This window comes from Dyadobacter frigoris, assembly GCF_005280585.1.
GTDB classification, from domain to species: Bacteria; Bacteroidota; Bacteroidia; order Cytophagales; family Spirosomataceae; genus Dyadobacter; species Dyadobacter frigoris.
In genome coordinates, this window is the sequence record NZ_SZVO01000013.1 from 99,831 (window position 1) to 113,315 (window position 13,485).

The window sequence follows — 13,485 nt, forward strand, 5'->3', positions numbered from 1 at the left end:
ATTTGTTTAGCGTTATTTGATAAGACTTAATTAGTTTTCCCCTGCCCGAATGAAAGATTTTCGATAAAAGTGAAGCGCAAAACGGAATGCAGAAATCCAGGTTTCCCTAACGCAGGAATCCAGTTCTTGAAATATTTAAACCGATAATACCACCACAACTTTTGAAGAAAATTTTGGAATCAGGACACGACAAACCATTTTTGGTTTGTTGCATTTTGCTATATCTGTGCTGGTGGTAACAGAATTAAATATAGTCTATAAATTTGATAGACAAAGTTATATTAAATCAATAGAAATCCAAATGATAATCGAATTTATTTGAATTAAAAATTGATTTTAATGATACTTGATTTTTAAATTAATGCGGGGGAGTTTCGTCAACCCAAACTTCTACATAAATAAAGAAGTTTGGGCTAACGAAAAAAAAATCTATTTTTTACCAAATCTCGTAACAAAATCCTTTGCCGCCCTGGAATCGTAATCAAACATTCCCGGCGTTTCCTTGATCAGTATTTTTGAATTTTCAAGCGCAGGTGCTGCGTCAGGGCCTATATTACTTAGCGCATTCAGGGCCTGTACACGAGCCGGTACATTCTTCACTGTTAAAGCTTCGGTTAATATTTTGATCGATAATGCTTTTTCACCGATATAATACAAAGCTTCCGCAGCGGCTATCCGCACGGCCGTTTCAGAATCGTTCGTCGCTTTCGTTAAAGCATCTTTCCCTGTTTTTGCTTTTAAAACAATAAGCCCGGTTGCTGCCCAGTAACGTACTGTTGGATCGGGATCAGACAATCTTTTGATCAGATCATTGGTGTAAGCAGGTTTCCGGGAAGATGCCCAATCTGCTGTTTCCAGAATGTGTTTAAAATTATATTTTCCGCTTTTGGCATAATCCCGCAACGGGGTCGTCGCTGCAATATCCGACAAAATAGCCTCTGGAATAAAACCAACATCTTCTGTTTTCAGCAACCAGTCTTCGTTTGCTTTTCTCAGGCGAGCCAGATCTTTGGCATATTTAGGATCGGCCGCCAGGTTTTTGATATTATGTGGATCGGCCTCAATATCAAACAATTCCTCAGCTGGTTTTTCCTGCCAGAATTTCGACTGAACGGCATTAAGCCTTCCGGCTTTGTATTCATCCTCCCAGGATTTCACAGAAGGTGCGCGCCATAAATATTCGAGATATTGTCCGTAAATCTTGTGCGGCAAGTAATTGCGGATATACCTGAACTTTTTGTCACGCACCGCCCGCGAAAGATCGATTCGCTCGTCCATCCGCCCACGAAAACCATAAGCATATGGATGCTCAGCTTTTTGCTGCGTACCCAAAAATGCTTCTCCCTGCATATAATCCGGGATTTTTATACCAACCAGACTTAAAATTGTCGGTGCAAAATCCAGGAAGGTAACCAGACGATCCGTTTTTGTTCCCGGCCCAACGGATGCAAGCTTTTCATATTTTTTTGGCAAATGAATAATAAGCGGTACATGCAAACCCGATTCATACATAAATCTTTTACTTCTTGCCAGAACGCCACCGTTATCTCCGTAGTAAAAAACGATCGTGTTTTCTGCCAATCCGGCTTCTTTCAATTCATTTAAAAGTTTACCAAACTGGCCGTCCATGGTTTCAATTTTGTCATAATACTGCGCCCAGTCGTGTTTCATTTCCGGTGTGTTTGGGTGATACGGCGGAAGCGTTACTTTTTCAGGATCATGTTTCAATTTCGGAAGCGGCTCAAATAGTGAACTTTCGTGGGTGGTCATTAAATTGAAAACAGCAAAAAATGGCTGCCCGTCTTTACGGTTTTTATAGGTCGCTTTATCACTGGATTCGTCCCAGGCATCCAGTTGATCTGTGGTGTTATAATCTTTTTTGGAATTATTGGTCGTGTAATAACCGGCTTCTCTCAAATATCTTGGAAAGAATTTCACATAGGACGGAACCGGATAAACACTGCGCATATGCTCAGTTCCAAGCGATGGAGGATACATTCCCGTAATCAGCGTGTTCCGCGAAGGTGCGCAAACGGGTGCTGTTGAAAAGGAATTTTTGTATAGAATGCTTTCCTTGGCAAAGGCATCCAGATTAGGTGTCGTAGCAAATTGATCACCATAAGCACCGATCATCGGGATATTATCTTCGCTGACAATCCAGAGAATATTCGGGCGATCCTGCGCAGTTTGTGCTCTGGTTGAAAAAACACAAAAAACGAGGCTGATCGATAAAATTATTTTTTTCATATCGAGGCTTTTTTAACAGTAAGCGTCTGTTGGTAAATATATTGTAAATTTTGCTGTGGCTAAAGCCGGAAAGTCTGTAGATATTAAACCCAGGGTTGAAACCCTGGGTTAGTATTCTTTGGACCAGGCACAACTAGGGTGGATTGTGCCGGAAATAGTCTGTTTGCAAAGTATACCTGTTTAAAACATTTCAGGCCTGATCACATTCTTTGGAATTCAGCGATTTTATATACTCAGATTTAGTCCAATTACCGTAAACTGACCATTTTCAAATGCATTCCCAAAACCAGATTATTTCAAAGAAGCAGCTTCTTTTTTTGCTTTATCATAATCATAAAACCATTTAAAATTCCGGTCATATGGCTCAGCGCCAACGCGTTTGAACCAGACATCATATTTGGCCGATAGATCTTTTACCACATCAGGATATTTTGCTGCAAGGTCAACAAGCTCTGTGCGATCTTTATCAATATCGTACAATTGCCATTCTTCCGGGCGCTCCGCTACCAGTTTCCATTTCCCGTCACGAATGGCACGATTGCCTTCATGTTCCCAGAAAATCGGGTTTTTCCGGTTGATCGATTTGCCGGATAATAACGGTTTCAGGCTGGTACCTTCCAAGGGCTGAATCGTGTTACCGTGATATGTTGTTGGATACTTGGCTCCTCCGATATCCACAAGCGTTGCCATGATATCCGTAATATGCGCAGGTTGTTTTTCAAATTTTCCGTTACGGCTTGCAGGAATTCCCGCTGGCCATGAAATAATACCCGGAGAAGAGATTCCGCCTTCATGCGTATGATGCTTGTAAGCCCAAAAAGGCGTACAAGCAGCTTCCGCCCAGCCTTGTCCGATGAACACCGCTGACTCAGCCGAACCCGGTTTATCACCTTCAAATTTCCCTTCAATACCCGGCTCTGCGTTTCCACCATTGTCCGAAACGAACATGATAACGGTATCATCAAAAACACCTCTTTTTTTCAAACCGGCAACCAGGTCGCCCACACTTTTATCCAGACGATAAATTACAGCCGCGTAAATCGCCATCATGTGATCATATTTTTCTTTATCCGCTGCACTCAAAGTTTCCCATTTTGGAATGTTTGGATTTGCGGGCGGAAGTTTCCACGATGGGTCGATCAGGCCTAATTTAATCTGTTTCTCATATCTTTCCTGACGCAGCTTTTCGTAACCTTTCAAATATTTACCTTTGAATTTATCAATATCTTCCTGTGGTGCCTGTAAAGGAAAATGAGGAGCATTATGAGCAAGGTATAACAGAAATGGCTTTTTAGCAGCGATTCCTTCGTCGATAAAACGAAGACCGAAATCTGTCCACAAATCTGTTGTATACCATTCTTTCGGAAGTTTATCGGAATCATTTGCAAGCTCTTCCCCGTTAAGAAAAAGTTTTGCAACTTTTCCTGCACCATAATAAAATCCACCCGCCGCTGCATTCAGCGATCTGTCAAATCCACGTTTCCATGGCACAGTTCCCTGTGCTTGTCCCACGTGCCATTTTCCAGTCATAGCCGTAAAATATCCGGCGTCTTTCATAACTTCGGCAATGGTAACGCTTGTGTTATTGATCTGCGCACGGTAAGCCGGATGATCCACACCTTTGTCTTCCATCATGTGGCCGATACCTGCCTGATGGCTGTAAATACCAGTAAGCAGCGCTGCACGGGTTGGACAGCAGCGGGCACCGTTATAAAAGCTTGTCAAACGAAGGCCATTTTGTGCCAGTTTGTCAAGATTTGGTGTAGGAATTTCACCGCCATAACAACCCAGATCCGAGTATCCCATATCATCCGCAAGGATGACGATAATGTTTGGCTTTTTCTGGGCAAAAGCTATGTTTTGAAATGAAAGAAAAAGAATCAGTGCAAAAACTGATTTGAAGTTTTTTTGCATGTTTATGGGTTTATGGTTTAAAAATAAATAACTATTCAGCAAAACTTGAACGCAGTTTCACACCCCAGCGCCCGTCCTCTTTTGTCAGGACGTAAAGTGATTCATAAGAGGCAATTGCACTTCCGTCTTTCCTGAATCTTGTGAATTTCGTGTCAACATGCACCTTGGTATCGGATGCCTGTACAATATTGCGGTGATCCCATTTGCTATACTCCCAGCCCGCCTTTATCAACGGGCCAAAAACAGCAGCGGAATCCCGCAGACCTGCTTTTTCGAGCACGTTCATTTTTCCGCTTGCCAACCGGTAATGTGGAAATTGATAAGTACCCTCCCAACCTTTCAGATCTTTTGCGCTGAAAGTTTTGATGTAATCATCCAGCACTTTGTTAATTTCTGCTTTTTCTTTTTCGGGTAACTTATGTGTACCGTCTTTCTGCCCAAAAACATTTAATGCCAGCAAAAAAAGAAAAATAACCGCGTAATATGTTTTCTTGATCATTTGAATTTTATTGAAATGGGAAAATGATAATTACTATTTCAAATTCGCCGCCTGTCCGGGATTGTATTCAATCACTACTTTATTGATTTTCCCGGTAAAGGCGAAAGGAACTTTATAAGTATCAGCAACAGGCGTCAGATCATCAATTCCTACATTGATACCTTCGTGCAGGTAAACTGCGCCTGTGGTTTTCTCAATTTTCGACTCTCCTATTTTGTCGTTATTGGCAAAAAGACTCACAACTCCGGAACCATTCTGATCGTATTTCACATCCGCCCGAAGCTGAGCTTTCCCGGTTGGTAAAGTTGCTCTTTCTGAGGTGATTACATATTTTTCACCATCACCCACGGCGTAAACAAAGTTCAGTTTCCGGTTTTGGACGAAGAAACTTAGCCCGCCTTCAAAGCCTCCACGAGATAGCAAAACACCTTCGGTTTCTACGCCCCGCAATTCTACATCTGCGATTATGCTAAATGATTTTTTGATCGCGAAAGGTCCGCCAACGTCAACAATTGTAGATTGACCCGGATATAAAATCACGCGATCTGCGTCTTTGTAAGCCGTTGGCAATACAAATGGCTCTGTACCATCTTTCAGTGGAAAAACGTTGTATTTTGTAGCTTCTGTATCAAACAAAGTACGTAGTTCTTTCAGTTTTGCAGGATTCTGAGCTGCAAGGTCGTTTATTTCGTTAAAATCTTCCTTAACGTTATACATCTCCCAGGTATCCTCATTAAAATCTGTCCCTTTTTTATGTAATGAACCTGCCTTCCAGCCATCTTTGTAAATTGAACGGGAACCTCTAATTTCATAATACTGAACCAAATGACGATCTTTTGCTGACGCATCGTTCAAGCTGTAAGCCAGACTTGTACCTTCAAAAGCATCCTGTTTGTAGCCATTGATGGTTTCAGGAACTTTGGCATTGATCAGTTCCAAAGTCGTAGGTAAAATATCACTCACATGACCATATTGATTACGAATACCGCCTTTTTCTTTGATACCTTTTGGATAAAAAACGATAAGCGGATTATGCGTTCCACCTTCTGAATTTGCATCCGATTTCCAATGACGGAAAGGTACGTTGGTAGCAGCCGCCCATCCCAATGGATAATTTACTTTTGAAAATTCCGAACCGATCAGATCGATGTTTTCAATATTCTTTTTGAGACGTTCGTCTTCGGTAATTCCCGTTCCATAGTTATTAACCGTTCCTACAAAAGTTCCTTCCTTGCTCGCACCATTATCTCCCACAGACACAAAAACCAGTGTATTTTCAAGCTGACCGGATTCTTTTAAATGCTTTATTACGCGACCAATTTCGTGATCGGTATATTCAAGAAACCCTGCATAGTTTTCCATGAAACGGGCATATAGTTTTTTCTCGTCAGCTGATAAAGTATTCCAGTCTTTAACCCCAGGGTTTCTTGGCGGTATTTTTGCATTTTTTGGTACAACTCCCAAACGGATCTGATTCGCCAAAACTTTCTCACGGTAAGCGTCCCAGCCGTCGTCAAATTTGCCCTTATACTTATCCGACCACTCTTTTGCAACCTGGTGAGGCGCATGACCGGCACCCGTGGCGATATACAAAAAGAATGGTTTTTCAGAACCTCCGGAACCTTGTCCGGAAACGTAACTAATCGCCTTATCAGCAATAAGTTCATTAAAATGTTTTCCGTCTTGCTGATCTTTTATACGGTGGATTCCTTCCCATAGTTCAGGATGCCACTGGTCGATACTTCCACGTGACGGAAAACCATAAAATTGTTCAAAGCCTCTGCCTGTCGGCCAGCGGTTAAACGGACCGGCCGGCGTCAGATCAACCAGCGGTGTAATGTGCCATTTGCCCAATGCAAAAGTATTGTAACCGTTTTCTTTCAGGATTTCAGCAACAGTCGCTTTTTCAAAAGGCATTTGAGAATCATATCCCGGTGTGCCGATAGCTGTTTCCGGGAAAAGCCCCATGTGTACGGAATGTGAATTTCTACCCGTTAGCAGTGACGCACGGGTTGGAGCACAAATGGCGGTTGTATGAAAATTGGTATAACGTAAACCATTATTGGCCAGACTATCCAGATTCGGCGTATTGATCAAACCACCGAAAGTACTGATGGCTCCGTAACCAACATCATCCAATAAAATCCAGACAACATTGGGTGCTCCTTTTGCAGCTTTTTTACGTTCCGGCCAGGATTCCGTCGTTTCTTTTATCGTCTTACCAATTTTTCCTTTATAAGGTTGAGCGGGAGTATATTGCGCATTAACGAGTTGACTGGATCCCATCCAGGCCATAGCTGCCAGCGCGAGCGTTTTAACGGGAAAAGATAAATTTTTCATACTGACTTTATTTTAAGTTTCTGGTAATCAATTATCTTCAAAAAAATTATTTAATCGTATTCCAATCCACAACACCGACTTTATTAGCCCATTGAAGAAATTCCTTTTCCAATTCTTTCACCTTTTCGGGTTGTTGAGATGCAATATTTTTTGTCTCGGAACGGTCCGATTTTAAATTGTAAAGTTCCCAGGGCTGATTTATTTCGGCAACCAGTTTCCAGTCCCCTTTTCGTATAGCGCGGCTTCCTTCGTGTTCCCAGAAAAGTGCCTGGTGTTCAGGCGCAGATTGATTTTTAAAAATCTTCAAAAGACTATTGCCTTCCAGAGGCATCAGGTTTTTTGAGCTGAAATCTTTGGGATATTCAACACCGGCGATATCCAGACAAGTCGGCATAATGTCAATGACGTGGCCGATATGATCACTCACCGTTCCGGCTTTGATCATCTTCGGGTACCATGCGATGAACGGCGTTGCGATTCCGCCTTCGTGTGTATTTTTTTTGAATAATTTTAAGGGAGTATTACTAACATTTCCCCAGGGCGGGTAGTAGCTATCGATAGAATTAACTGTACCCTGCGGTCCGTTTTTCTGCGTGACATAATCCCAGTCTTTAACCGTATCACCACTTCCGCCATTGTCGGAAACGAAAAGAATGATTGTGTTTTTATCCTTTTTAAGCTCTTTCAGTTTTGTAAGAATATTACCGATCTCATGGTCCATCCGGTCAATCATGGCAGCATAAATTGCCATGCGCATGTCCCAGAAATCTTTTTCCGACGACGTAAGTTTGTCCCAATCCGGAACCTGGTCATACTTTTCTGAAAGCTGCCATTCCTTTTTAATGATGCCAAGTTGCTTCTGTTTTAGAAAACGTTCGGCTCTTAGCTTTTCCCAGCCTTTGAGATATTTTCCTTTATATTTTGTTATGTCTTCGGGTAATGCCTGAATAGGCCAGTGCGGCGCGTTATAGGTCAGATACAGAAAAAAAGGATTTGGCTCAGATTTAATTTCGTCCAAAGATTTTATAGCAAAATCGGTAATCGCCTGGGTCAGGTATTTTGAAGTATCCTGCCTTACAACCGGTTTTCCATTCAAAAGAAAAGTTACTTTTCTTCCATCGTTGTAAATCGGCTCTGAATTGAAATAACTGCTACCGTTATTCTGCATTGTAAATGATTTGTCAAAGCCACGATTGTGCGCCAAAGCGGACGGAACCAGGCCAACGTGCCATTTCCCGGAAACAATCGTATTGTAACCAGCCGTTTTCAACAGTTGGGCGATGGTGACGCTATGTTCGCTTAAAAATCCCTGATAAGCCGGCGATCCCTTATCCTGAACCATATCACCAACGCCAGCCTGGTGCGGATAAAGTCCTGTAAGCAATGCAGCGCGGGACGGGCAACACCTTCCGCTATTATAAAATTGAGTAAATTTTAAGCCTTCATTTGCCAGCTTATCCAGATTAGGTGTATTAATTTCCGAACCAAAACTGCCCAGATCAGAAAAGCCCAGATCGTCAGCCAGAATGACGATAATGTTCGGCTTTTCATTTTTTTGCTGTGCATTTAGATTTGTTGTGACAGCCAGCACGAAAAAACTGTATTGAAAAATTCTTCTCACGAATGTAAATCTGATGGGTGGTTGTAACATCTGATTATAATTATTTTAAGCAAACAAATGCCCAGATCCGGTAAAGGAAAAGGGCATTTTAAATTTGTTATCAATTTTTTACTGCCAAAGCGTATTTTGCTTCAACAGCGGATTATTGTCAAGTTCCGTTTGCGGGATAGGGTATAGATAATGTTTCAGAGCCGCATTATTTTTCCCGACTTTTTGCAAACTCTTAATTAGAATTCCATTTCCGCCGGCATCTTTTTCACGAATCAAATCAAACCATCTTTGATACTCATATGTAAGTTCAAGCCGACGTTCAAAATATACAGAATCACGGAATTGATCCTTTGTTAAGCCCTGTGTAAGGGCAGCCAGACCCGCTCTTGTTCTGACCCGATTGATCGATTTATATGCTTTTGTTGTGGGACCGTTCACTTCGTTTTCCGCTTCGGCATGAATCAACAGCAATTCAGCATAACGAATAATAGGCACGTTGGCTTCTGAATTTGACGTAACTGCCTGGTTATTTGGATCCCACCATTTATTCCAAAAAGGTGTTGAATCATTTGGAACTGCTGTGTTTACGATTGGCAAAGCATATTTTCTGCCGTTGGCCGGACTGGTGAAACTTCTTACGAATGTGACATTTCTCCTCTTGTCCGTTGCCTTGAAAAGTTTGTAGATGCTAAAAGATTTGTCGTTTCCTTCGGTATAAAAACGCACTATATGAGCGTAGTTTCCTGTAAGACCTGGTATCGCTGAGTAAATTGCCCTTGGATTTTCATTATTTCCCTGGCTATACGAATTCCCTTTCATTTGAGCGGAGAAAATATGCTCCACACCGTTTTTGTAGGCTGGCAAAAAGACACGGGAATAATCAGTAATCAAGTCATAACCATAAGTTCCTGTTCCGCCATCAGCCGCTGAAAGTGCTTCCTCGGCTTTGGAAATTGCTTTCTGATAATTTTCGGTCAATTTCAATGGAAGTGAAGCTTTGATCAGGTACACTTTCGCCAACAGAGATTTTGCCGCACCTGCCGTAGCTCTTCCTACATCCGGTGAACTATAAGAAACCGGCAAAACCGCTGCGGCTTCTGTAAGATCTTTTTCAATTTGTGCATAAACATCTGCCGAAGGACTTTTAGCAATCGCATAATCGGCGGCGGAAACGAAATTCTGATATTCAGTAATCAACGGCACATCACCATACAGGCGAACCAGGTTGAAATAGAACAAGGCTCTTAAAAACTTAGCTTCTGCCAAAATTCTGTCTTTGTTGGCAGGAATTGAAAAAGTGATGCCAGGGATTTTATTCAGAACCACATTAGCTTTTCGTATTGCGGCATAATGCTGCTGCCATAGTTCATAAACCCTAAGATTACTTGAAGAATGTGATTGCACTGCCAGCGAGCGAACATCAGGATTTGTTGCTCCCGGTCCCGGATCTTCATCATCGCTGGCCATATTCATTCCAGTGTTGAAAAGCGTATTATACGGCGTCTGGATTTTACCCGAATTCAGAAAAAAGTAAACAGCATTGATCGCAGTAATAGCGTCTGTTTCAGTTTTGTAATACTGCTCTTCCGAAATGATCGATTCAGGTTTCTCGGTAAGAAAATCGTTGCAGGAAGCAATAAACAAAGAGCTCACTGCCAGTAAAATATATTGATACTTTTTCATTGTAATGCTCAGTTATAATTTAAAATCAGAATGTCAGAGACAAACCAACCTGGTAAGATTTATTATTCGGATACACACTGTCGTCCACACCTTTGTTGATCAGGCTTTGACCATTAGAACTTACCTCAGGATCGAAACCTGTGTATTTGGTCCAGGTAATGGCGTTTTGAGCAGATACATAAACTCTCAGCGACTGAATTTTGATTTTGGAAAGAAAAACTTTTGGAATAGAGTAACCGAAAGAAATATTTTTCAAGCGGTAATAAGTTGCATCCTCAATGAAGCGGTCCGAAATATAGATCGCAGGATCCTGATATGCTTCTTTCACATCTGTATTGGTATTTGTAGGCGTGTAACGGTTCAGAAGAACACGTGATGCATTGGTATAACCAGTTCCCAATTCCAGGTTCGCGCGGTTTACATTATACAATTTACCACCCACAGAAGTTTGGAAGAAAACTGCTAAATCGAATCCTTTGTAGCTGAAAGTGTTGGTCAATCCAGCCGTGAACTTGATCTGGTTATCGATCACAGCTCTGTCGCCAGCCTGTGTGATCAGTCCGTCGCCATCCAGATCTTTGTATTGTTGTCCACCTGCGCCTTTATTTGCTTGTGGTGTCAATGGCGTTTGTCCTTCCTTGATTACACCATCCGTTTTATAAACGATGAACGATCCCAGCGGATGGCCCACTTTTGCGATAGAAGGTGCTGAACTTGATGGGATGTATTGCGTAACACCGTCTCCAAGATCAAGAATCTTATTCGTATTTCTTGCAAAAATAAACAACGTATTCCACTTAAAAGCACCAGTCAGGTTTTGAGAATTAACGGCAAGTTCAATACCCTGATTTGAAACGGCACCAACATTTTGGTAGGTGGTTGATCCCTGGTTGCCATAGAAATCAGATAGTCCGGAGCTTCCAGGCACTGTTCTTGTCAACAAAAGATCCGTTGTTTTTTTGTAATAATAATCAGCTGTGATATTGATACGGTCTTTTAACAAACCAATATCCAAACCTGCATCCACCTGGAAAGTTTTTTCCCATCCAAGATTTTTGTTTGCTACTGAGCTTGGTGCATAACCAGAAACGGTAGTTCCTGAAAAATTGTATGGATAATAAGTCAGCTGTGCAAGTGATTGATAAGGAGGAATACTCTGGTTACCCGTTGAACCTGCGCTCAATCTCAATTTAAGCAAACTTACGTTTCTTACATTTTTGAAGAATTTTTCATTGGCAATATTCCAACCCAAAGCTGCTGACGGGAAATAACCCCATTTGTTACCTGCTCCAAATTTTGATGAACCATCCGCGCGAACCGTGAAAGTAACCAGGTAACGATCGTCAAAAACGTAATTGATACGACCTAAATAAGAAGCAAGTGAGAATTCTGATGACGATGAAGCAGGCGTACGGTTGGTGATACCCGTTCCTAAATTGTTGTATGAAAATGCATCCGAAGAAAAACCGGCTGCTTCTGCTATCGCACCTTTTGATTGGGATTGCTGCGCCGTGAAACCAACAACCGCGTTAATTCTGTTTTTATCATTAAGTTCTTTATCATAACTTAACGTATTTTCATTCAGCCAGTTGGTCGTAAAAATTGAACCAACCAAAGCATCACCGTTTAATGCTGTTCCTTCATAAGTCGAAATTGGCAAATATCGGTTTTGTTTGTTGTCAACGACATCAGCACCAAATAAAACTTTCGCTTTCAAACCTTCAATGATGGTGTATTCTGCCGAAAGATTTCCCAGAAAACGGTTCGTGATCGTTTGATTTAGCTGATTGTAAAGCGAATTGATCGGGTTGGCATAAACCGTTTCAAAAGGACTAAACTTAACGAAGGTTCCGTTGTCCTGATAAATTGGCAAAGCCGAAGGAGTTAATACAAGGGCAGAAACTACACCGCCCGGAGCTACGTTGGCTTTGGTATGACTTCCTGTGATGCTGGAAGTAATCCTTAATTTTGAGCTGTAATCGTGGTCAATGTTGAACCTTGCCGACATTCTTTCGAAATCTGTGTTTCTCAAAACACCATCCTGTTTCAGATAATTGGCAGATATTCCAAGTCTGGTTTTATCTCCGCCCGACAAAATCGAAATGCTATGACTTTGCTGCGTGGCTTTTCTGAAAGCGGCTTTCTGCCAGTCTGTACCCGCACCGACAGTGTCCAGTTTATAACCCGTTACACTTGGTAAAGTGGGTGTTTTTCCTGAGTTAATTGCCGCATCTTTTCGAAGTTGCCACCATTCACCTGCATTAAGAAGCGGTAAAGTCCTGATTACCTCTTGTTTTCCAAAATAGGATTCGTAGGTAATTGAAGATTTCTTTTTAGAGCCACCTTTTGTTGTGATGATAAAAACACCATTGGCACCTCTTGAACCGTAAATCGCGGTGGCCGAAGCATCTTTTAACACGTCAATTGATTCAATATCAGCCGTATTTAAAGACGAAAGCGGGTTGATTTTTGACCCCACCGTTACACCGGCATCATTTAAACCATAGTCATTGTTGATCGGGAAACCGTCAATTACATATAACGGATCGCTACCCGCCGTGATGGAATTGCTACCGCGTATCTGTACACTCACACCACCACCCGGCTGACCGGAAGTTTGCGTTACCGTTGCCCCCGCGATCGACCCTTGTAAAAGCCTCTCAACCGAAACCACGGGCTGAGATTTGATTTCCTGAGGAACCGAAGAAATTGAACCGGTGATATCTTTTCTTTTCTGCTCACCGTATCCGATTACCACCACTTCATTTAATAAATTGGCAGTTTTCAAAATCACTTCCACGGGTTCTGTGGTAAGTTCGTATAGTTCGATTTCTTGTGTTTGAAAGCCTGTAACGCTTATCTGTAAGGTAAATGGAAATTGTTTTGCAGCGGGAATACTGAATTTTCCATCAATATCTGAAATTGCATTTTTTGATGTCCCTTTTTCGACAATTGTTGCGCCGGGAAGGCCTTGTCCAGTGTCGTCTTTCACGACCCCTGTTATCACATCCTGCGCTTTTAACGCAGTTGTGCTGAAAATTAAAGCACCTAATAACCAAATCAGGTAAAAGTTTTTCTTAATCATTGCTGTGGTAAATAATAGTAAAATAACATGTAGAGACTGACTGACATATGTATAGTCCTGAAAGAAACAGCTGAATCAACAACTGACTTACAGGTATATACGCAT

7 protein-coding genes are annotated in these 13,485 nt (G+C 41.8%); all 7 read right to left on the reverse strand.

The window, feature by feature from the left end:
• Positions 1-429 precede the first annotated feature (429 nt).
• Complete coding sequence (locus tag FDK13_RS24920) at positions 430-2,247, reverse strand: sulfatase-like hydrolase/transferase (RefSeq protein ID WP_137342736.1); 1,818 nt, start codon at positions 2,245-2,247, stop codon at positions 430-432.
• 291 nt (positions 2,248-2,538) lie between these two features.
• Positions 2,539-4,161, reverse strand: a complete 1,623-nt coding sequence (locus FDK13_RS24925; protein ID WP_137342737.1) for an arylsulfatase — start codon at positions 4,159-4,161, stop codon at positions 2,539-2,541.
• 31 nt (positions 4,162-4,192) lie between these two features.
• Entirely contained in the window at positions 4,193-4,660 is a 468-nt protein-coding gene (locus tag FDK13_RS24930) for a DUF6841 family protein (RefSeq protein WP_137342738.1), read from the reverse strand.
• Positions 4,661-4,693: 33 nt separating this feature from the next.
• A complete protein-coding gene (locus FDK13_RS24935) occupies positions 4,694-7,000 on the reverse strand; it encodes an arylsulfatase (protein ID WP_137342739.1) in 2,307 nt (768 codons plus the stop codon).
• A 46-nt stretch (positions 7,001-7,046) separates the two neighbouring features.
• A complete protein-coding gene (locus tag FDK13_RS24940; protein WP_229216205.1) occupies positions 7,047-8,621 on the reverse strand; it encodes an arylsulfatase in 1,575 nt (524 codons plus the stop codon).
• A 108-nt stretch (positions 8,622-8,729) separates the two neighbouring features.
• Positions 8,730-10,295 (reverse strand): RagB/SusD family nutrient uptake outer membrane protein, encoded by a 1,566-nt coding sequence (locus tag FDK13_RS24945; RefSeq protein ID WP_137342741.1) that lies wholly within the window; start codon positions 10,293-10,295, stop codon positions 8,730-8,732.
• A 25-nt stretch (positions 10,296-10,320) separates the two neighbouring features.
• Positions 10,321-13,380, reverse strand: a complete 3,060-nt coding sequence (locus tag FDK13_RS24950; protein WP_137342742.1) for a SusC/RagA family TonB-linked outer membrane protein — start codon at positions 13,378-13,380, stop codon at positions 10,321-10,323.
• Between the last annotated feature and the right edge of the window lie 105 nt (positions 13,381-13,485).

What these genes read in the sequence shown, in the direction of transcription:
- FDK13_RS24920 (WP_137342736.1), bottom strand. Translation starts at nt 2,247, where the DNA reads ATGAAAAAAATAATTTTATCGATCAGCCTCGTTTTTTGTGTTTTTTCA.
- FDK13_RS24925 (WP_137342737.1), bottom strand. Translation starts at nt 4,161, where the DNA reads ATGCAAAAAAACTTCAAATCAGTTTTTGCACTGATTCTTTTTCTTTCA.
- FDK13_RS24930 (WP_137342738.1), bottom strand. Translation starts at nt 4,660, where the DNA reads ATGATCAAGAAAACATATTACGCGGTTATTTTTCTTTTTTTGCTGGCA.
- FDK13_RS24935 (WP_137342739.1), bottom strand. Translation starts at nt 7,000, where the DNA reads ATGAAAAATTTATCTTTTCCCGTTAAAACGCTCGCGCTGGCAGCTATG.
- FDK13_RS24945 (WP_137342741.1), bottom strand. Translation starts at nt 10,295, where the DNA reads ATGAAAAAGTATCAATATATTTTACTGGCAGTGAGCTCTTTGTTTATT.
- FDK13_RS24950 (WP_137342742.1), bottom strand. Translation starts at nt 13,380, where the DNA reads ATGATTAAGAAAAACTTTTACCTGATTTGGTTATTAGGTGCTTTAATT.